We start from the raw sequence: 22,265 nt of genomic DNA, 5'->3' as shown, positions 1-22,265 counted from the left end.
AATCGTTGCGTTCAGGTGTTGACAGGTAAAATTATGTGTGATACCATATCTGTCCAGTGATATATCAAATGAGGGCCAATTGAATACGTGAGCTAGGCAAGGCCTGATGTAGTCTTTATCGAGACGGCTCACATCAAGCCGTCTCTTTTTGTGAGAGGTACCTTAAAAACTGAATATAGTCGCGAAGAGAATAAGAGGTATACCCACCTGTTAGTGTAGGTCAAGTTATTAAGGGCGCATGGTGGATGCCTTGGCGTCAAGGGCCGATGAAGGGCGCGGAATGACTGCGATAAGCCTCGGTTGGCTGTCTATCAAGCTTAGCCGTGGATTCCCGAATGGGGCAACCCATCCTTCCGAAAGAAGGATACTCCCAGCTGAACACATAGGCTGGGAAGAGGTAACCGGGGGAACTGAAACATCTAAGTACCCCGAGGAGAGGAGATTATTCCCTTAGTAGTGGCGAACGAAAGGGGAAAAGCCCAAACCGTAACTGCTTAACGGCCTCGGAGCCTATGCGGTTGCGGTGTTGTAAGGCATGGATGCCCTGACCGAGTAGGGGCAAGAAGTTACAAACCGAACTCTAGCTGAAGGTGTCTGGAAAGTCCCATCAAAGAGGGTGATAATCCCGTAAGCGAAAGAGGGAGGCTTCTTCCATGTTCTTGAGTACCACGGGACACGAGGAATCCTGTGGGAAGCTGGGGTGACCACATCCCAAGGCTAAATACCCTTGACGACCGATAGTGTACTAGTACCGTGAGGGAAAGGTGAAAAGAACCCCGAGAGGGGAGTGAAATAGAACCTGAAACCGTGTGCCTACAAACCGTCAGAGTCTTTCTTCGGAAGGATGATGGCGTGCCTATTGAAGAATGATCCGGCGAGTTAATCGGTGTAGCAAGGTTAAGTCGTTTAAGCGATGGAGCCGCAGCGAAAGCGAGTCTTAATAGGGCGATTCAGTTGCATCGATTAGACCCGAAACCAGGTGAGCTATCCATGGTCAGAGTGAAACTCAGGTAAATCTTGAGCGGAGGCTCGAACTCACCAATGTTGCAAAATTGGGGGATGAACTGTGGATAGAGGTGAAATGCCAAACGAACCTGGAGATAGCTGGTTCTCCCCGAAATGTATTCAGGTACAGCCTCAGAGATAAGCATTGGAGGTAGGGCTCTGGATGTGCTAGGGGGCGAAAAGCTTACCGAACTCAACCAAACTTCGAATGCCATTGCTGTAAACTCTGGGAGTGAGACTACGGGGGCTAAGCTCCGTGGTCGAAAGGGAAACAGCCCAGACCATCAGCTAAGGTCCCTAAGTACAGGCTAAGTGGGCAAGGAGGTGGCGTTGCACAGACAGCCAGGATGTTGGCTCAGAAGCAGCCATCATTTAAAGAGTGCGTAATAGCTCACTGGTCGAGTGGTGTCGCGCCGACAATCCACCGGGGCTAAAGCCTGTCACCGAAGCTATGGATTCTTCCCGCAAGGGAGGAGTGGTAGGGGAGCATTCCGTTTAGCAGCGAAGGCGAGTCGCGAGGCTTGCTGGAGCATACGGAAGAGAGAATGTCGGAATAAGTAGCGTAAGGCGTGTGAAAACCACGCCCACCGAAAACCTAAGGTTTCCTACGCAAGGTCAATCCGCGTAGGGTTAGTCGGGCCTAAGCCGAGGCCGAGAGGCGTAGGCGATGGACAGCTGGTTATTATTCCAGCACCGCTCATTGCTTACGGCATGACGGGGACACGGAAAGGTAAATGGAGCGTGCCTACTGGACATGGTGCGTCCCTGATTATAGCCCTTCTTCGGAAGGGTGAAGAGAGGGGGAAGTTGCGGGGCAACCCAAGGCGATTCCGTTGACCCTATGCTGTCAAGAAAAGCCGCATGCTTGTAATGAGCGTCCGTACCGCAATCCGACACTGGTAGGTGGGGTGAGAATCCTAAGGTGAACGAGAGAACCCTCGTTAAGGAACTAGGCAAAATAACCCCGTAACTTTGGGAGAAGGGGTCCCCGGTTCGTCCGGGGCGCAGTGAATGGGCCCAAGCGACTGTTTAGCAAAAACATAGGTCTCTGCCAACTCGTAAGAGGAAGTATAGGGGCTGATACCTGCCCAGTGCTGGAAGGTTAAGGGGAGAGGTTAGCGATAGTTTACTATTGCGAAGCTTTGAACTGAAGCCCCAGTGAACGGCGGCCGTAACTATAACGGTCCTAAGGTAGCGAAATCCCTTGTCAGGTAAGTTCTGACCCGCACGAATGGTGTAACGACTTGGGCGCTGTCTCAACGAGGGACTCGGCGAAATTGCAATACCCGTGAAGATGCGGGTTACCCGCGACTGGACAAAAAGACCCCGTGGAGCTTTACTACAACTTGGCATTGGGTCGAGATTTCGGATGTGTAGGATAGGTGGGAGGCTTTGAAGCCGAGGCGTCAGCTTCGGTGGAGCCAACGGTGAAATACCACCCTTCTGTGGTTTTGGTTCTAACCTCTGAGCAAGCAGGGGGAAAGTGCCTGGTGGGTAGTTTGACTGGGGCGGTCGCCTCCTAAAATGTAACGGAGGCGTCCAAAGGTTCCCTCAGGGTGGATGGAAACCACTCGTAGAGCACATTGGTATAAGGGAGCTTGACTGTGAGACCAACAAGTCGAGCAGGGACGAAAGTCGGGCAAAGTGATCCCACGGTCCCGTGTGGAAGGGCCGTGGCTTATCGGACAAAAGCTACCCCGGGGATAACAGGCTTATCTTGCCCAAGAGTTCACATCGACGGCAAGGTTTGGCACCTCGATGTCGGCTCGTCTTATCCTGGGGCTGGAGCAGGCCCCAAGGGTTGGGCTGTTCGCCCATTAAAAAGGCACGCGAGCTGGGTTCAGAACGTCGTGAGACAGTTCGGTCTCTATCCGTCGTGGGCGTAGCAGATTTGAGGGGGGCTCTCCATAGTACGAGAGGACCTGGAGGGACAGACCTCTGGTGTGCCAGTTGTCGCGCCAGCGGCATTGCTGGGTAGCCATGTCTGGCAGTGATAAGCGCTGAAAGCATCTAAGTGCGAAGCATGCCCCGAGATTAGATCTGCCATCCTTCTTCGGAAGGAGTAAGGCCGCAGCAAGACTAGCTGTTTGATAGGCCGCGTGTGTAAGGCGTGCGAGCGTTTTAGCTTAGCGGTACTAACGGCCGAGGACTTGACCTACACTAAGAGTTGGGTATACTAAAGTTCAATGCGACTATATACAGTAGTACCGCGGGATAGAGCAGTGGTAGCTCGTCGGGCTCATAACCCGGAGGTCGTTGGTTCGAATCCAACTCCCGCTACCAAGGAATTAAGCTGAAAAGCTCTGAGATTCTTAAAGAGACTCAGGGCTTTTTATATTTTAAGAATGTGGTATGAAATACTTTCGTAACAATTGAGGCATATACTCTAGGATAAAATTTATTAAGAAAGGTTCTTGCCGATGGCGAAGTACATTTTTGTAACCGGCGGCGTAGTCAGCTCGGTGGGGAAGGGCATTGCCGTCGCGTCTATAGGCAGGATATTAAAGAGCCGCAAAATCTCCGTATCCGTGCAGAAACTGGATCCTTATCTGAATGTAGATCCGGGGACTATGTCGCCTTACCAGCACGGCGAAGTTTTTGTTACCCGTGACGGCGCTGAAACGGATTTAGATTTAGGCCACTATGAACGATTCATAGATATAAGGCTGACGAAATCATCCAGTGTTACATCGGGACAGATATATAATTCGATAATCTCGCAGGAGAGACAGGGAGGCTTCCTTGGCGGAACGATACAGGTTATTCCCCATGTTACAAACGAGATAAAACGCTGTATTCGCGTTGTTGCTGAGGAGAGTGAGGCAAGCGTCGTTATCGTCGAGGTCGGCGGCACGGTAGGCGATATCGAAGGCCAACCGTTCCTTGAAGCTATCAGGCAGCTCAGGACGGAGGTCGGCCGCGACAATGTAATGTTCGTTCACCTGACGCTTCTTCCTTATCTACAGTCGACCTTCGAGTTGAAGACGAAGCCGACACAGCACAGCGTCAATGAGCTCAGACGCATGGGTATTCAGCCGGACGTGATAATCCTGCGCAGCGACTTGCCCATCAACGACGATGTCAAAGACAAGATCGCTTTATTCTGCGATGTGGAACGGAGGGCTGTCATAGCTTTGCCGACCCTGCCGATAATTTACGAGATACCTCTCGTGCTCGAGGAGGCCGGGCTGGGATCTCTGATAGTCGAAAAACTCGATCTGCCCGGGAACGAGCCGGATTTCGATGAATGGCGGGATATCGTTGATCGTATGAGGGAGCCTAAGGAAAGTATTAAGATAGCGATAGTAGGCAAATACGTCAAGCTGCATGATTCGTATATTTCTGTTAAGGAGTCGCTGTACCATGCGGCTGTACACTACGGCCGGGACATCGAATTACAGTGGGTAAGCTCTGAAGACCTGGAACAGAACGGCGACTCAGTACTTCACTCGGCTCAGGGCATCGTCGTGCCGGGCGGATTCGGAATCAGGGGCATCGAAGGCATGATAATCGCGGCAAGATACGCCCGCACTCACGGAATACCTTATCTTGGTTTGTGTTTGGGTATGCAGGTTATGGTTATTGAATTCGCTCGGCATATCCTGGGATCGGATGAGCCCAATACCACCGAATGCGATTCCAAAACCGCCTACCCGGTTATAGATCTGCTTCCGGAGCAGCGAGGCATCGAATATATAGGCGGCACCATGAGGCTCGGCGAATATGAGTGTTGTCTGACGGCAGGCTCCAAGGCCGCAGCCGCGTATAAAGAACCTCTGATTTATGAGCGCCATCGCCACCGTTACGAGTTTAATAACGATTTTCGCAAGATGTTCGAGGACGCAGGTATGTGTTTCAGCGGACTTTCACCTAATGGATACCTGGTAGAGATAAGCGAACTCAAAGGCCATCCCTTCATGGTCGCTTGCCAGTTCCATCCGGAATTCCTCTCACGCCCCGATCGGTCTCATCCGTTGTTCCGTGAATTCATGAATGTAGCAAAAGATATCGTAGTCGAAGGCTCTCAATCGCCACTACAAATTTAAAAAGCCTTTTTAACTCTGCAGAAGCTCGCATTATAGCACTATCGCCTTCATCGACGGCATTTCGATTGACCAACAATCACTTTGGGGCGCTTTTTGCTTTGATGTCGGTTGTTGCTTAACGAAAAAGGCTATTGACAAAATTAGATAATCTGCTATTATATAAAAGCGGTAATCGGAAAGCGGTTGCCGATATCCTATAGAGTAACAACAATGGTGAAATCAAAAATGCAATTGGTTCGCCCTGAAATAATCGGCAGCGGGCTTCCGCTGCTGGATGACCTGCTGAAGGGACTCAGGTGGGGAGACAATGTCGTTTGGCAGATGGACAGCCTTGACGACTATCCTTTCTTTGCCGAAGCCCTAATTAAACACGCGATGAAGGATGGCAATAAGTGTGTTTACGTGCGTTTTGCGCCTCACGCGCCGGTAATCAAACCGAGGCGCGGCCTTGTTATCGTGGACATAGACCCGGGTCAGGGCTTCGATTATTTCAGCGGCGAGGTCTTCCGGCTTATCGAGGACACGGGAAGGTATGCCTACTTTATCTTCGATAACCTGTCGGCGCTGGTGGACGAATGGGCCACGGATGAGCTGCTGGTGAATTTCTTCCAGATAACATGCCCGCACCTGTTTGAGATGGGCGACATAGCCTACTTTTCGCTGAGGAGGGAGCAGCACGGACAGGGCGCGGTATCGCGGATACGCGCCGTCACGCAGGTGCTCATCGATGTATATCATGTCAGCGGCAGCAAATATATACATCCGTTAAAGGTGCAGGGACGCCATTCGCCGGACATGTTCCTGCCGCACAGGATGGGAACGAATGAGTGGGAGCCCGTTGTTCGCAGCGGCGAGGCTGCCTCCGTGCTCAATGCCGCCAGCAGGAACGCGGTAAGCCTGAAGAAGACATCCATCGCTCCCTGGGACAGCGTCTACGGCAGGCTGGCGAGCTATGAGACGCTCGGCAAGGATTCGCCGGAGATCGATAGAGAGAAGGCGCTTCTGAAAGACGAGTTGGCGCGAATGATGATCGGGAGCCACAGGAAACTCGTCCAACTTTCGAACAAATATATGAGCGTGGAGGACCTGTTCGATATCAGGCATCGCATCATAGGATCCGGACGCATAGGCGGCAAATCGGCCGGCATGCTCATGGCCCGCGCCGTCCTGTCCGCGGCACAGGATAGTTTCGATTTCAAAGGCATACTTGAGGAGCACGACTCGTTTTATATAGGTTCAGATGTCTTCTTTACGTTCCTGGTGAATAACGGGCTCTTCGAACTCAGGCTGCAGCTTTCGAATCAGGAGAAGCTGTCCTGGGACGACTTTGCCGGGGTCGAGGAGAAGTTCCTTAACGGCAAGTTTCCGCCGGATGTAATGGAGCAGTTCAGGGATATGCTGGACTACTACGGGCAGGCCCCGATAATCGTCCGTTCCTCCAGCCTGCTGGAGGACGGGTTCAATGACGCTTTTGCCGGCAAATATCGCAGCGAGTTCTGTCCCAACCAGGGGGGGCCGGATGAAAGGATGGAGGCGTTTCTTAAGGCGATGAAGCTGGTATATGCCAGCGCGCTGAACCCGGATGCGCTGTCGTATAGACGCAGGCGCGGTCTGGACGAAGGCGATGAACAGATGGCGATCCTGGTGCAACGCGTGTCGGGAATGCCGTATAAAGAATACTTTTTCCCTACACTGGCCGGAGTGGCTTTCTCGCGGAATCTGTACGCGTGGACGGACCGCATCGACCCTAAGAAGGGGATGATCCGCCTTGTGTTCGGGCTCGGCACACGCGCCGTAAATCGCGTGAGCGGCGAGTATCCGAGAATTATCGCCGTGAGCCATCCCGAACTGCGTCCGGAAGTTGGAATGGGGGTGGCAAAGTACGCGCAGAGACTTGTTGACGCGCTGAATATTAAAGCCAACAGGTTCGAGACGCTGATTTTCGGCGATCTGGTCGGCGGGAGGGATTATCCCGGCTTGAGCATGGTTACCTCCGAGATCGACGACGGGTACGTGCGGGACAGCGCTGCTTCCCTGTCGGATACGTTGGAGCTTGTCCTGACCTTCAATAATCTGATCAGGAAGACAAAAATCGTCGCCATTCTAAGAGAAATACTGTACAGGCTCGAACAGGCGTGGGGCCAGCCGATCGATATCGAGTTCACCGCTTATTTAAATGAAGAAGGGGATATTTCAATCAACCTGCTGCAATGCCGCGCTCTCCACGTGCCCAGGGCCAGCGGCGTCGATGTGCGTATGCCGGAGGATGTTCCCGCAGACAGGGTGCTGTTTGCGTCGGAGCGCACTATCAGCGCGGGTATAGTTGATGATATCAGGCACATCATTTTCGTCGATCCGAAGAGATACGCCGAAACCGATATCGACAGGAAGAGGTCGCTGGGGCGGGTCATAGGTGTGCTGAATGAACTGCTGGGCCGGGATGAAGGCAGGATAATGGCGATGGGGCCGGGCAGGTGGGGCAGCAATAACATCGACCTGGGCGTGAACGTGACCTACGCCGAGATAGATAACGTCTCCGTTCTGGTGGAAGTGGGGAGTGAGGAATCCGGCTTGAAACCGGAATTCTCGTACGGGACGCATTTCTTCCAGGACCTTGTCGAATCGGACATACTGTACGTTCCGGTTTACCCCGGCGATGAGAAATCCAGGTTCAACAGGGGGTTTTTCTACGGCGCGAGGAGCATATTCGCGGAGTTGCTGCCCGATTACGCCGAATTCGATAATTTAGTGCGTGTCATTAATGTGGCGGAAAGCGGCGGCGGATCGGCAAGGCTGTTAGCAGATCCCCAGACGCATAAAGCCATGTGCATATTGCAAGAAGCGTGACGATTAAGGAAGGTTAGAAAAAGGAGGCAAATAAAATGAACCTTCATAGACCGAATGCGAACGATGCAACCAGAACTGTGAACAGATCTAAGAGCGTGGTGCCGATGAGCGGACTGTGCAGCAGGTGTGTGGACAACTGCACGGGCAACTGCGAGGTATTCAAGGCCAGTTTCCGGGGAAGGGAACTGCTGTACCCGGGGCCTTTCGGCGATATCACCGCGGGCGGCGATAAGGACTATCCGGTGGATTACTCGCATCTCAATATTCAGGGATACGCGTGCGGCGCCAAGGGCCTCCCGGACGGGATCGTCGGCGATTCCGACTCGGCCATCTTCCCGGCGGTTAACACGGAGACGGAGTACGGCCGTGACAGCAAGGTCAAGATGACCGTGCCGGTATTCACCGGGGCGCTGGGCTCAACCGAGATCGCCCGCAAGAACTGGGAGCATTTCGCCGTCGGAGCGGCGTTGAGCGGCATCACCCTTGTCTGCGGCGAGAACGTGTGCGGGATCGATCCCGGGCTCGAACTCGATGCGAAAGGCAAGATCGTGTCGTCGCCGGAGATGGACCGCCGTGTCGACTGGTATCGCCGTTACAAATGGGGCTACGGCGAGCTGCTGGTGCAGATGAACGTCGAGGACACCAGGCTGGGAGTGGCCGAGTATGTCATAAAGAAACACGGCATCGATACCATCGAGCTCAAGTGGGGCCAGGGCGCCAAGTGCATCGGCGGCGAGATAAAGGTCAACAGCCTGGAGCGCGCGCGGGAGCTTCAGAAGCGCGGCTATATAGTAACACCGGATCCTTCGCACCCGATAACGAAAGCGGCGTATGAAGACGGTTCGCTTAAGGAATTCGAGAGGCACAGCCGCCTCGGTTTCCTCAACGAGGACAGCTTCCTCGCCGAGATAGAGAGGCTGAGGGACCTGGGTTTCAAGCGGATCACGCTTAAGACCGGCGCGTACGGCCTGCGTGAGCTGGCTATGGCCATCAGGTGGGGCGCGAACGCGAATATAGACCTTTTGACAATAGACGGCGCCTCGGGCGGCACCGGTATGAGTCCATGGCAGATGATGGTCGAGTGGGGCATGCCCAGCATTTACCTGCATTCCGCGGCACACGATTTCTGTAAACGCCTGGCCGATAAGGGCGTGCGCCCGCCGGATATAGCATTCGCCGGCGGCTTCAGCAACGAGAGCGGCGTGTTCAAGGCGCTGGCGCTCGGCGCTCCGTACTCAAAGGCCGTATGTATGGGTCGCGCGCTCATGATACCGGGCATGGTAGGCAAGAATATCGCCAAGTGGATAGGGGAGGGCAAGCTGCCGTCCACCGTGAGCCAGTTCGGCTCGACTCCCGAAGAGATATTCGTTTGCTACGAGGAAGTGAAGGATATGGTTGGGGCAGATGAGATGAGCAGCATACCGCTGGGCGCAGTGGGCGTCTACAGCTTCTCTCAAAAGATAAGGGTCGGCCTGCAACAGATAATGGCCGGGGCCAGGTGTTTCAACGTGCCGTCAATCAGCCGTTCCGATATCATGTCGCTCACCGAGGAATGCGCAAAGGTAACGGGGATACCGTACCTAATGGATGCTTATAAGGATGAGGCTCTGCAGATTCTTTATGGAGATGACGGATACGGCGTCGGTGCCGCGGTGAAGAGCGGCAATATCTTCGCCGGCGCATATCCCAGACTCAGATCGTATGAGTAGCAGTTAAAGTTGTCAAAGGTTCGATGAGAGTAAAAGTAAGGAAGCGCGGCGGTCGGCTGAACAATTACCGCCGCGCCGGATATACGAGATGATAACGATAGTAGATTACGGCGCGGGCAATATAAGGAGCGTTGCCAACAGCCTGACCGCCGTTGGTTATCAGGCGAAGGTAACGAGCAGTCCTGACGATATCGCGGCGGCTGACCTGTTGATATTGCCGGGGGTTGGGGCTGCCGGCGACACGATGAAGAGCCTGAAAAACCTGGGCATCGCCGATGCTTTGACCGGATACATTATGAGCGGCCGTCCGTTTCTCGGTATCTGTATCGGCTTTCAGATACTCTTCGATAGGACGGAGGAGAACGGCGGACACGATTGTCTGGGCATCGTTCGCGGCGAGGTGCGCCGGCTGAGAGGCGTTAGCAAGATACCGCACATGGGATGGAATCAAGTAGGGCAACGGTCGAACCATCCGGTATTTGAAGGTATTCCTGACGGAGCGTGCTTCTACTTCGTTCACAGCTACTATCCGGCGCCCGAGGATAAAAACATCGTAGCCGGCGAGACCGATTACGGCCTGAGCTTTTGCAGCGTCATCGCCAGCGGCAACATGGTGGCCACGCAGTTCCACCCGGAGAAAAGCGGCGACGTCGGCCTTCGTTTTCTTAAGAACTTTGTGGAGTTCGGTGTGAAGAAGCTCGATGGAGCGGGTGTCCGCTAGGGGTTCGCGTATGGATAAAAAGTCTTTTCTGCTGCTGGATGACGGAACGATCTACCATGGTAAATCGTTCGGCGGCGTCGAAACCACATACGGCGAGGTGGTTTTCAATACCAGCATGTACGGCTATCAGGAGATGCTGACCGATCCTTCGTACTCGGGGCAGATACTGGTACTCACTTACCCGCTCGTCGGCAATTACGGGATTAATAAGGTCGACGGCGAGTCGAAGCAGATACAGGTGAGGGGGCTGATCGTCCGCGAACACTGTACCGAGCCGAGCCATACCATGAGCGACATCAGTCTTCAGGATTATCTTGAGAGCAATGGCATACCGGCGATGAGCGAGATAGATACCAGGTCGCTGGTGCGCCGCCTTCGCTCCAAGGGCGTGATGATGGGCATCCTCAGCTCTGAGATGAGTCCGGAGGAAGCAAAAGAGGAGATCAAGCGTTTGCCGCGTTTCGGCGCGGTCAACTACGTTAGCCAGGTGACCGCCGGCGTTTCCTATGAGTGGGATGCTGACAGCTCGGAGTATTCGTATCAAATAGTACTGGTGGATTGCGGGTTGAAGTACAACATACCGAGGATATTGAGCGGCAAGGGATGCAGGTGCATCATAGTACCGTCAAGCGCGAGCGCCGATGACATACTGTCGCTGAGTCCGGACGGTATTCTCATTTCCCCGGGTCCCGGCGATCCCGCTGTTCTGAATGACATCGAGCGCACGGTCGGTTCGCTCCTTGGCAGGGTGCCTTTGTTCGGGATATGCCTGGGCCATCAACTCATCGCCAGGGCGCTGGGGGCTGACACGTTCAAACTCAAGTTCGGCCATCGCGGCGGGAATCATCCGGTGATGGACCTCCATACAAGGCGCGTCTTCATCACAGCGCAGAATCACGGTTACGCTGTGGATGCCGATACGCTTCCCGCGGGCCTCGAGGTGAATCATGTGAACCATCACGACGGTACCGTCGAAGGCCTCATGCATAGAGATCTGCCTATCATCTCTATTCAATATCACGCCGAAGGATCGCCCGGTCCCGAGGACAACTTATATATATTCGATCGCTACTTGGAGATGATCGATGATTTTAACGGCGGGAAGAAGCGGGTGGGGCGGAAGACGGACAGAGCCCCGGTGAACGCAAGAAAGAACTCGTAATCTGCACTTGTATTCAAGTCTTGTGCAGCGGTGATATAATTGGGCTGTTTATGTCTACAGCAGGGGGGAAGAGCTATGGTCACTAACGATAGTTCCGATACCGAAAGAAAGATAGTCACCATACTAAAGGTGCTCAGCGAGTCGTCTAAACCGGTCGGCTCTACCACCATAGCAAGGGAGCTTGAACGGTTCGGTATCTTCCTGAGCGAGAGAGCCGTCCGATATCATTTGAGAATCACTGACGAGAGGGGTTATACCCGTCCGGAAGGCCATGACGGCAGGACGATCACGCCGCTCGGGTTGGAAGAATACAAGCTGGCCCTGGCTCCCGATCAGGTCGGATCCATTCTGGAAAAGCTGGAGACGATGGCATTCCAGACGACCTTCGATCCGGAAAAACGCACGGGTTTACTGCCGATAAATACATCTATAATAGCGAAAAAGGATGCAAAAAAAGCCTTTAATGCCATGGAAGATGTCATCAATGCCAAAATATGTATCAGCGACCTGGTGGCGGTTGCCGGCGAAGGGGAGAAGCTGGGCTCGGTAGTGATACCGGAAGGCAAAATAGGAATAGCTACCCTCTGCAGCGTGACGATAAACGCCGTATTGCTGCGGGCCGGCGTGCCCACTGGCTTCAAATTCGGCGGCGTTCTGGAGATCCGAGACTCGAACCCGAGGCGTTTCACGGCCATTATCGAGTACCACGGCTCATCGCTTGATCCGTCCGAGCAGTATATCAGGGCTAAGATGACAAGCGTGGGCCATATGGTCGCAACCGGCACTGGCAAGGTGCTGGCGGTGTTCCGCACCATACCGGGCCCGGCGAGGTCCACGGTGGAGGAAAAGCTGGCCGTGCTGAATGAAGCCGGCATCAGGGGCATGTGCATATTGGGCGAGGTCAGCCAGCAGATATGCCAGATACCGGTGGGTCTTAACCAGGCGGGCATGATACTGTTCGGAGGGTTGAATCCTATAGCGGCTGCGGTGGAGGAGGGCGTGGAAATCGACAATATCGCCGAGAGCGGCCTGATCGAGTATGAAAGCCTGCGGCCGTTCTCCGAGGTCATATAGAAATCAGCATTCGAAACCCCCGATGTCCCCCTTATCAAGGGGGAAACAATAACCGAACTCCCTAAATCCCCCATACGTTGGTAATCAAGGAAGGGCTTGATTAATCAAGCCCCTACAGACACCCCTAAACCCCCGAGCCCGATTCATCGGGGTACCTCTCTATATCGTCATTCCGGCGAAAGACGGAATCCATAACGGGCGAGGCGACCTCGCCCCTACATTTTTAATCTGTCATTGCGAGTCCTTCCAGAATCAATGTTGCTTGGAAGGATTCCATACACTTAAATCATGTAAGGACGACGTGGCGATCTAGCTTGCTCGGCGTGTCCTTCCATGATCAACATTGTATGGAAAGATTCACCTTCAACAGCGTAAAAAAACAGGGGACACCCCTGTAACCCCGGCAGGAGAAAACTCTCCTGCACCTCTTTTTGCATCTGTCATGCTGAATGAAATGAAGCATCTCGTCACCCGGCGTGCTGAAGATACGAGATTCTTCAGTCGCTTTGCTCCTTCAGAATGACATCTGGATCATACGGTCAAGCCGTATGATGACATAGGGGGAGTTCGCATGCCCTTTTGTTTAAGCGGAAGCAACTTCCGCTTGTTTTTGCTGGCAAACCATCTTGACAAGTGAAAAAACTGCTGATATTATGTTATCGGTAAGCGGCAACCGCTTTCCGATATAGAGCGGATAAATGAGAATGGAGATGACGGTGCTGACCAAACGTATCATACCCTGCCTGGATATGACAGGCGGCCGCGTGGTGAAGGGCATAAGCTTTAACGATCTGCGCGACGCCGGCGATCCGGTAGAGATGGCCGCCATGTATTACGAGCAGGGCGCCGACGAGCTGGTGTTTCTGGATATCGGCGCCACGCCGGAGGGGCGGGAGACGATGGCGGATATCGTGAGGCGCGTGGCCGAGAAGGTATTCATACCGCTCACGGTGGGCGGCGGTTTGAGGAACACTGACGATATGCAGCGCATGTTGCGGGCGGGAGCGGACAAGGTGGCGATAAACACGGCTGCCGTCCAGTCGCCGGACCTGATAAGGGAAGGGGCCGGACGCTTCGGTTCGCAGTGCATCGTGGTAGCGATCGACGCGCGGCGCATGGAGGGGGAGGATTGCGATGCTTGGGAGGTGTGCACCTACGGCGGCAGGAAGCGGACGAACATCGATGCCGTGGAGTGGGCGCAGGATGCGGTCGATATGGGAGCCGGGGAGCTGCTGCTCACCAGCTGGGACGCCGACGGTCACCGCGCCGGCTATGACCTGGAGCTGACCCGCACTGTTAGCGAGGCAGTGCCGGTTCCGGTCATCGCCAGCGGAGGGGCCGGGAACCTGGAACACATGTATCAGGCCCTCGTCGCAGGCAAGGCTGATGCGGTGCTGGCCGCCAGCATATTTCATTACGGGGAACATACGATAAAAGAGGTTAAGGAGTATCTCGCCGGCAAAGGCATACCGGTAAGAATATAGTCACTTGAAGCGAGCAAGGCAGCGGACGGCAGTCATGTTTAGATTATTGATGATAGCGGAGAACAGGGAGCACGTTGAAGAGCTCAGCCTCGGCCTGGCCGAGGGGGGCTTCCTGTGCTCGATCGTTTCCGCCGAGGATATCAGCCTCAAGGATTCAGACGCGCTGTCCGCGGACCTCGCGGTCGTGGCCATAGACGGGGCGGCCCCCGGTTCCGAAGTACGGAAGCTGCCGAAGCGGCTCAAGGACGATACGCGACTTCCCGTGGTCACCCTGCTTTCAAGCAAAAGTATCGATGTGCTTGATTCAGCTGCGAACGTGGACGATTTTGTTATGGAGCCCTGGGATACGGCTGAATTGATAGTGCGGGTAAACCGGATACTGAATCGAAGGGTCGATGGTGATAGTAAAGACCTGATCGCATGCGGCGAGGTCGCCATCGACACGTCGAAGTGCGAGGTGGTCTTCCGGGGCCGGCTCGTAGAACTGACCTTCAGGGAGTACGAGCTGCTCAAGTTCCTGGTGAGCAACCGGGGCAGGGTCTTCAGCCGCGACGCCCTGCTGGACAAGGTGTGGGGCTACGACTTCTACGGCGGCGACAGGACGGTTGACGTGCACGTCAGGAGGCTGAGGAGCAAGCTGGATGAGTCCGACTGCATCGAGACGGTGCGCAATATCGGCTACCGGTTCAGGGAAAACGCTCATAGTTCTTAAAGCAGTCGATTTAAATAGCGGGTGAAGAGGCATAAAAATGAAGGCATTAGAAGAGTTCAAAAAGATAGCGGGCGGCATAAAAGTCCTCGGCAAGGAGGAGGAGAGGGAGCTATACAGCCATGACATAGGCGACGTGCCGCCGGTCATGACCAGGACGCTCTTCAGCACGCTGCCCGATTTCGTGGTGCAACCGAAAAGCGTCGATGAAATAAGGAAGGTCGTAGCCTTCGCCGGCGAGCATAAGATGCCCGTGGTGACGCGGGGCGCGGCCTCGTGGGGCTTCGGCGGCGTGATACCGACCAGGGCCGGCATCGTCATCGACCTGTCGCCCTTCCGCAACATACTGGCCATCGACGCCGCTGATAAGACCGTTACCGTGGAGGCCGGCGCGCGCTGGAGCGATATCGACATCCTGGCCAAGAAAAAGGGCCTGTGCCTGATGACATACCCGTCAAGCAAATTTTCCACGGTTGGCGGCTGGATATCCACCGGCGGCTACGGCATAAACAGCTTCAGGTACGGCCACCTGTCGAAGCAGATCGTGTCTATTACGGTCGTCACCGGTGGCGGCGAGGTCAGGAAGCTGTCGCCGTCGGATCACGATTTCAGCTATTTCATCTCCACCGAGGGCGAGCTCGGCATCATCGTCGAAGTTACGCTCAAGCTGCGGGATCTGCCGAAGGGTTCATACCCCCGCCTCCTGTATTTCCCGGGCGATGCGGAGGCTTTCGACTTCATCGCACGGCTGACGGCGGACATGGAGGCAGCGCATCTCGTTCCCAACGTCATCCGGTACCTCGACGAGAACCACCTGGGCGATACCAACGAGATCATGCGCTCAGGCATATTCAAGAAGAGCGCCGGCGTACTACTGGAGTTCGGCAGCGTCGAGGACGAAAGACGCTTCACGCAATACATGTCCCGGAACGGCGCAATTGAAGAGGCGCCGCGCTATGTGGCGAGCTACCTCTGGAATGAGCGATTGTTCGGCATGAAGACCAAGCGCCTGGGGCCGACCATACTGGCCAGCGAGGTTATAATCCCCATCGCGTCGGCCGCGGCTTTCATCAAGAGGGCCAAGAAGATAGGCGGCCATTTCGGCGTGGAGATATGCATAGACTCCTATATCATCGACGCCCGGAAGGTGCTGGTCATGGCTACCTTCCTGTGCGACTCCCGGAAGAAGAAATACTATATCAACCTGCCGCTGGTATCCATACTCACCAGCGTCGCGGTCTCGCTGGGCGCGGAGCCCTACGGGCTGGGCCTGTGGAACGCGGCCTTCATCAAGCACCTTTACATCGGCGACAAACTGGACGAGCTGAAGGCCTTCAAAGCCAAGGCGGACCCGAACAATATCCTGAACCCGGGCAAGTTCTTCGGGGTCGGCGCAAGGGGTGTATCGTCGCTTGTCTTCCGCCCCGCCGTCTACGGCCCCGCCATGCGGCTGCTGGTGCTCACGGCGCCCGTGATCGGCAAGGCCGCCACCACGTTCCTGGGGAAGGACAGGAAGATAGACAGCCTGGACTACGAACTCAGCATGCACGCCTGCGCCAAGTGCGGCAACTGCATGGCGGTGTGCCCGGCCTATCTGGTCACCGGCAACGAGGGGATGACGGCCAAGGGCAAGATCGCCCTGGCGAAGAAGCTCCTGGACGGGAAAGAAGTGACGCCGGAGGAGGCGGCCAACGCCTTCATGTGCATGCACTGCCGCGCCTGCGAGGAGGTCTGCCAGACCAACCTTGAGCTGATGATGCTCTGGGACGCGCTGGAGGGCCGGCTTGAAGCCAGATTCGGCCGTCCGGAGGCCGAGATAGCGGAGTTCCTGAAACATGTGGACGAGAGCAAGGAGTACTGGGAGAGGGTGGAGAACGGTACGGCCGCCCTCCGCGTATAAATATATTTAAAGAGACGGGTAAAGACTATGCCGAAGAAATATCATATACATCCGAAAGTTGCGCCGCTCGGTTTCGACTACGTGAGCAAGTTCAAGATCGTGCGCGGGGAGAACTGCATCAACTGCGGCAAGTGCACCAAGGTCTGCATCTATGAGGCGCACAAGCGCCGCGTGGACGATCGCCGCAGGATGGCGGAGCCCAACACCGTGGTCTGCCGCAACTGCTTCCGCTGTATCCAGGAGTGCCCGCGCGGGGCCCTGGAGAAATCCCTGGACAAGGATTTCGCGGCCGTCGGCGGCGCGTACTGGAAGCCAGATATGCTGCTGAGCCTGTGGAAGCAGGCCGAGGACGGGAAGGTGCCCGTCTCCGGCGCCGGCTACCGCGGTCCGTTCAGCGGAGCCGGCTTCGACAGCATGTGGACCGACATGTCCGAGATCGTGCGGCCGACGCGTGACGGCATCCACGGCCGGGAATATATCAACACATCCGTCGATATGGGACGCAGGCTGAACCACCTGAAGTTCGGCGCCGACGGGCGGTTGCTGTCGGCCGTGCCCGATACCGTCGATATCCCGATCCCGATACTGTTCGAACTGCCGTCGGAGAAGCCGGGCGCGAACGTCGTTGAGGCGCTTGTGAAGGCGGCCGCGGAGATCATGACGTTCATCGTCATCCCTGCGGCCGATATCACGCCGGAGATCGGGAAGTACGGCGGCAATATCATACCCCTGCTTGCGTCCGCTGAGGTCGATAAATACGGGGCCCTGCTGAGTAAGGCGCGCCTGGTATCCATCGAGTACGGCGACGAGGTGTCGAAGGATTACCGCGGGCTGAGGGAAAGGATCGCAAAGCTGAGCAAAGCCACCGTCATCATACGCGTCCCGGCCGTCGCGGGCGTGGAGGACATCGCGGCCAAACTGGCCCGGGACGGCGCGGAGATCGTGCACATAGCGGCCGACTACCGCGGGCGGGGGCGCAACGGGTCGGCGGGGGCGCAGGGGCGCCTGCTCAAGGATATCATCAGGGCCGTGCACCTGAGGCTGGTGGAGGAGCGCATCCGCGACGAGGTGGTCGTCATCGCATCGGGCGGCATCGCCATGGCCGAGTACGTGGTCAAGGCCATGCTCTGCGGCGCGGACCTGACGGCTATAGATATGCCGCTCATGATCGCGCTGGGCGCCCGGTTATACGAGGAGCCGGAGATGCGGCTGATTCTCCCGGAGGGCCTCGGCAGGATACCGGTCGCGAAATTAACGCAGCGCATGGTGAACCTGATGGGCGCCTGGCACTCCCAGATACTGGAGATGATGGGCGCCATGGGCATCCGCGAGGCGCGCCGGCTGCGCGGGGAGAGCGGCCGGGCCATATTCTTCGAGGAGATAGACAGGGACACCTTTGGCGTTATATTTAAGAAAAAGAAAGCGGCAAGCGTATGAAACCATCGACCGTACAAATCAAAAATACACCTTCCAGGTTCAAGCACCAGGTGCCGAAATACAAGGTCACCCGGTCCGACGCCTGCATCAACTGCGGCACGTGCGTAGCCACGTGCCCCTACGGCGTGCATGAGAGGGTCGAGGGGCACAACCGGGCCAAACCGCCCATCGACTATAAATGCATCGGCTTCGAGTGCCGCAACAGCGATTTCTGCTGCATCGACAAGTGCCCGCGCCAGGCGCTGAGTCTGTCGCTGAACCCGATGTACGCCACGCTGGGCGACTACCGCTGGACCGCGGATATGATCACCGGCACCTGGATCATGGCCGAGACCGGCTATCCGCCGCAGCGCAAGGACCTGGAGTATAACACCGGCAACTCCGGCGGCGGCTTCGACAAGCTGAGGCTCAAGTTCGTGGCCCATCCGCCCCGCGTCGATAAGTCCGAAATTTCGACCGAGATACCGCTGAACCGCAGGAACGACGGGCGGGCCGACATCGTCATCTCGACCCCCGTCTACGGCGGCGGCATGTCCTTCGGCTCGGTGAGCCTGCCCACCATGGTCTCCAAGGCGCACAACGCGGCCATATGGAACACCTTCAGCTGCACCGGCGAGGGCGGCTACCCGGAGATGCTGATACCGTACGACGATCACATGATAACGCAGGTCGCTACGGGTTTATTCGGCGTGCGCGAGGAGACCGTGCAGCGCGTCAAGATAATCGAGTTCAAATACGCGCAGGGGGCCAAGCCGGGCCTGGGCGGGCACCTGCTGGGCGAGAAGGTCACGGAGAGCGTGGCCCGCATGCGCGAGGCCGTCAAGGGAACTTCTCTGTTCTCGCCGTTCCCGTTCCACTCGGTGTACTCCATCGAGGATCACAAGAAGCACATAGACTGGGTCAAGGAGATGAACCCCAAGGCCCTGGTATCGGTCAAGGTCTCGACCCCCAGCGACGTGGACATGGTGGCGGTGGGCTCGTACTACGCCGGGGCCCATATCATTCATATCGACGGCGGCTACGGCGGCACCGGGGCCGCGCCCGATATCGCCAAGAAGCACATCGCCATGCCCATCGAGTACGCCATCACCAAGGTGCACAGCTTCCTCAAGGAGGAGGGCGTGCGCGAGCACATGACGCTCATGGCGTCGGGCGGCATACGCACGGCCCACGATGTAGCCAAGGCCATCTGCCTGGGCGCGGACGGGTGCATCATCGGCACGGCGGAGCTGGTGGCGCTGGAGTGCGTGCGCTGCGGCAACTGCGAGTCGGGTCGCGGCTGCGCCCGCGGCATCGCCTCCACGGACTCCGAGCTGTCCGACCTCTTCGGCGAGGAGTGGGCCACGCAGCGCCTGACCAACCTGTACCACGCCTGGAACGTGCAGCTGGTGGATATCCTGCAGAGGTTCGGCATGAGGAGCATCAGGGAGCTGGTGGGGCGCACGGACCTGCTGGAGCACATAGATTACAGTAACTGAGCGGAGTTGGCTGATATGGATAACGTTGAAAAAATACTATCGTCAAGAACCGAGCTGTTTCGGGACATGTCGAACCTCGACCCGAACCCGGAGGAGGAGGGCGGCTGCGGCGTAACCGGCTTCATCTGCTCCATCCCCGTGACGGGCAAGAACATCTTCGCGCCGTCGGTGCAGATGCACAACCGCGGCAACGGCAAGGGCGGCGGCGTCGGCGCGGTGGGCTTCGTACCCGAGGCGCTGGGCGTGTCGCGGCAGGTGCTGGACGACGACTACATGCTGCACATCGCGCTGCTGGATACAAGCGTGAAGGACGAGATCGAGGAAAATTTCATCGCGCCGCACTTCAGGATCGATAAATTCGAGAAGCTGGCCACGCTGGACGACTATCGCAAGCTCGGTTTGGAGGTAAAGCCCCCGGACGTGATGCGCTATTTCGTGCGCGTCAGGGAAGACGTCCTCGATAGATTCATCGCGGATAACAGATTCGAGTCGCTGGCGCGCCGCGACGCCGAGGACGAGTTCGTCTACCGCAACAGCTTCAATATCAATAAAAAATATTACGCCTCGCTGGGCGAGAAGAAGGCCTTCGTCATGTCCCACGGGCGCAACATGATGATACTCAAGATCGTGGGCTACGCGGAGAACGTCGTACGTTATTACAAGCTCGACGATTTCAAGGCCCACGTCTGGCTGGCGCACCAGCGCTATCCCACCCGCGGCCGCGTCTGGCACCCCGGCGGCTGCCACCCCTTCAGCGCCTTGAACGAGGCTCTGGTGCACAACGGCGACTTCGCCAACTACCAGTCGGTCCTCGAATACCTTAAACAGCGCAGCTACCACCCGCTGTTCCTCACCGATACCGAGGAGGCGGCGCTGCTGTGGGACCTGTGGAGCAGGGTCTATAAATATCCGTTGGAATATCTCATCGAGGCCATGGCGCCGACATCGGAGATGGACTTCGACATGCTGCCGGCCGGGAAGCAGGAGCTGTATCGCGCCATCCAGAAGCACCATGTGTTCTCGTCTCCGGACGGCCCGTGGTTCTTCATCATCGCCAGGAACGACGCGGGCAATAGCCAGTTCCAGCTCATCGGCATCACCGATACCGCCATGTTGCGGCCGCAGGTCTTCGCGCTGCAGGAGGGCGATGTGCAGATCGGGCTCATCTGCTCGGAGAAGCAGGCCATAGACGCCACGCTCATCTCGCTGGAACAGGAGGACCCGCGCTTCCGGCCCGTCGCGGACAAATACTGGAACGCCCGCGGCGGCAGCTACACCGACGGCGGCGCCTTCATCTTCAGCCTTAAGGATGACGGCTCGGGCGGCAAAAGACTCGTATGCGCCGACAAGTTCGGCAAGGTCATCGAGACCACCCGGGACAAGGCCATATGCGATACCTCGAAGGCGCTGAAAAGCACCGCCGAGAGCAGGGCCATGGAGGAGAAGCTGCGCACTATGCTGGCGCAATCGGACGCGGCGCCGGGCGTCTTCGCCTGCGTGCGCGATAATATGGTGAGGCTGGACGCCGACGGCTTCAGGTATATCATCGGAGCCATCAAGAACCAGGCGCTGAAGAACGATGTCTGCAAGACCGCGGCCGTAGAGGCGCTCACGCTCCTCAACGACCGCAGATATAACACGGGTGTGATAAAGCGCGGCTCGCTGCAGCACGTGCTCAAGCTGGCGCTGGACGAGCTCTTCGCGGCCACGCCCGCTATCACGGCCAGGTCGGCTTCGCGCTTCGTCAGGATCGATTTCGCGACCCGCGGCGGGCTGCGCGCGCCTGAGAAGAACGAGCAGGTTCTCGTCATCGACGCGAATAATTTCGAGCCGGAGGGCGACAACTGCGACGCCGTGCTCATGGTGAAAGCCTTCAAGCTGGGCTGGAAGCGCTTCATCGTCTATAACTACCGCGGCCAGCGCTTCACCGGCTGCGGCTTCGGCCCGGCGACTACGGGCGTGCGCATAGACGTCTACGGTTCATCGGGCGACTACCTGTCGTCGGGCATAGACGGCATGGAGATATACGTGCACGGCAACGCGCAGGACCAGCTGTGCCAGATCATGAAGGAGGGCAAGCTGGTGGTCTTCGGCGACGTGGGGCAGACCTTCATGTACGGCGCCAAGGGCGGCGCGGCCTATGTCATGGGCAACGCCGCGGGCCGTCCGCTGATCAACGCCGTGGGCCGTCCGCGCGTGGTCATCAACGGCACCGCCCTCGATTACCTGGCCGAGTCCTTCATGGCCGGCGATCCGCACAACGGCGGCGGCTTCGTCATATTGAACGGCATCGGCTTCGACGACGGGGATGGTTCGATCAAGGAGTACGAATCGCCTTATCCGGGCTCGAACATATTCTCTTTAGCCTCCGGCGGCGCCATCTACGTGCGCGACCCGCGAAGGAAACTTGTCGACGAGCAATTGAACGGCGGCGAGTTCGCCAGAGTGACGGACGCCGACTGGAAGCTGATACTGCCTTATCTGGAAGAGAACGAGAGGCTCTTCGGCATCAGCATCGACAGACTATTGACCGTCGACGGTAACAAACTGTCGCCGAAGGAGGTCTACCGGAAGATCAGGCCCAAAGGTTTCAAGTCCTCCGTGCCGGATGACGACGGCTTGAGCGAGACGGTGAAGACAGAGGCCGCCGCGTGCAGATAGGCGCGGGACGGTATCGGCTGTAGATTTGGAAA

At 56.8% G+C, this 22,265-nt stretch carries 12 protein-coding genes, 1 tRNA gene and 1 rRNA gene; all 14 read left to right on the top strand.

What is annotated here, in order from left to right; all coding sequences use genetic code 11:
• The first annotated feature begins 218 nt into the window (after positions 1–218).
• The 14 genes from WC562_08795 (at position 219) to WC562_08730 (ending at position 22,233) form a co-directional block, all read left to right on the top strand.
• A 23S ribosomal RNA gene (locus WC562_08795) occupies positions 219–3,163 on the top strand.
• Between the two features lie 50 nt (positions 3,164–3,213).
• Positions 3,214–3,288 (top strand) — tRNA-Met (locus WC562_08790).
• A gap of 137 nt (positions 3,289–3,425) precedes the next feature.
• Positions 3,426–5,051 (top strand): CTP synthase, encoded by a 1,626-nt coding sequence (locus WC562_08785; GenBank protein ID MFA5056242.1) that lies wholly within the window; start codon positions 3,426–3,428, stop codon positions 5,049–5,051.
• A gap of 210 nt (positions 5,052–5,261) precedes the next feature.
• On the top strand, positions 5,262–7,898 hold the full coding sequence (locus tag WC562_08780; GenBank protein ID MFA5056241.1) for a PEP/pyruvate-binding domain-containing protein: 2,637 nt from the start codon (positions 5,262–5,264) through the stop codon (positions 7,896–7,898).
• A 35-nt stretch (positions 7,899–7,933) separates the two neighbouring features.
• On the top strand, positions 7,934–9,607 hold the full coding sequence (locus WC562_08775) for an FMN-binding glutamate synthase family protein (protein MFA5056240.1): 1,674 nt from the start codon (positions 7,934–7,936) through the stop codon (positions 9,605–9,607).
• Positions 9,608–9,695: 88 nt separating this feature from the next.
• Positions 9,696–10,328 carry an imidazole glycerol phosphate synthase subunit HisH gene (hisH, locus tag WC562_08770; GenBank protein MFA5056239.1) on the top strand — a complete coding sequence of 211 codons (633 nt, stop codon included), beginning with the start codon at positions 9,696–9,698 and terminating at the stop codon, positions 10,326–10,328.
• Positions 10,329–10,338: 10 nt separating this feature from the next.
• Positions 10,339–11,490 (top strand): glutamine-hydrolyzing carbamoyl-phosphate synthase small subunit, encoded by a 1,152-nt coding sequence (carA, locus tag WC562_08765; protein ID MFA5056238.1) that lies wholly within the window; start codon positions 10,339–10,341, stop codon positions 11,488–11,490.
• A gap of 75 nt (positions 11,491–11,565) precedes the next feature.
• On the top strand, positions 11,566–12,564 hold the full coding sequence (locus tag WC562_08760; protein MFA5056237.1) for an NrpR regulatory domain-containing protein: 999 nt from the start codon (positions 11,566–11,568) through the stop codon (positions 12,562–12,564).
• Positions 12,565–13,280: 716 nt separating this feature from the next.
• Positions 13,281–14,048: an imidazole glycerol phosphate synthase subunit HisF gene (hisF, locus tag WC562_08755; protein ID MFA5056236.1), complete on the top strand. Its 768-nt coding sequence runs from the start codon at positions 13,281–13,283 to the stop codon at positions 14,046–14,048.
• Between the two features lie 34 nt (positions 14,049–14,082).
• Entirely contained in the window at positions 14,083–14,760 is a 678-nt protein-coding gene (locus WC562_08750; protein MFA5056235.1) for a response regulator transcription factor, read from the top strand.
• Between the two features lie 37 nt (positions 14,761–14,797).
• Positions 14,798–16,657 carry an FAD-binding protein gene (locus WC562_08745; GenBank protein ID MFA5056234.1) on the top strand — a complete coding sequence of 620 codons (1,860 nt, stop codon included), beginning with the start codon at positions 14,798–14,800 and terminating at the stop codon, positions 16,655–16,657.
• A gap of 27 nt (positions 16,658–16,684) precedes the next feature.
• Complete coding sequence (locus WC562_08740) at positions 16,685–18,094, top strand: glutamate synthase-related protein (protein MFA5056233.1); 1,410 nt, start codon at positions 16,685–16,687, stop codon at positions 18,092–18,094.
• Positions 18,091–19,572 carry a glutamate synthase-related protein gene (locus WC562_08735; protein MFA5056232.1) on the top strand — a complete coding sequence of 494 codons (1,482 nt, stop codon included), beginning with the start codon at positions 18,091–18,093 and terminating at the stop codon, positions 19,570–19,572. The genes WC562_08740 and WC562_08735 overlap by 4 nt, the downstream gene beginning before the upstream one ends.
• A 15-nt stretch (positions 19,573–19,587) precedes the next feature.
• Positions 19,588–22,233: a glutamate synthase gene (locus WC562_08730; GenBank protein MFA5056231.1), complete on the top strand. Its 2,646-nt coding sequence runs from the start codon at positions 19,588–19,590 to the stop codon at positions 22,231–22,233.
• The last annotated feature ends 32 nt before the right edge of the window (positions 22,234–22,265 follow it).

Source organism: Dehalococcoidia bacterium (assembly GCA_041649635.1).
Taxonomy (GTDB): domain Bacteria; phylum Chloroflexota; class Dehalococcoidia; order E44-bin15; family E44-bin15; genus JAYEHL01.
The sequence above is the reverse complement of the archived record's forward strand: the minus strand, read 5'-3'. Positions and strand labels throughout refer to the sequence as shown.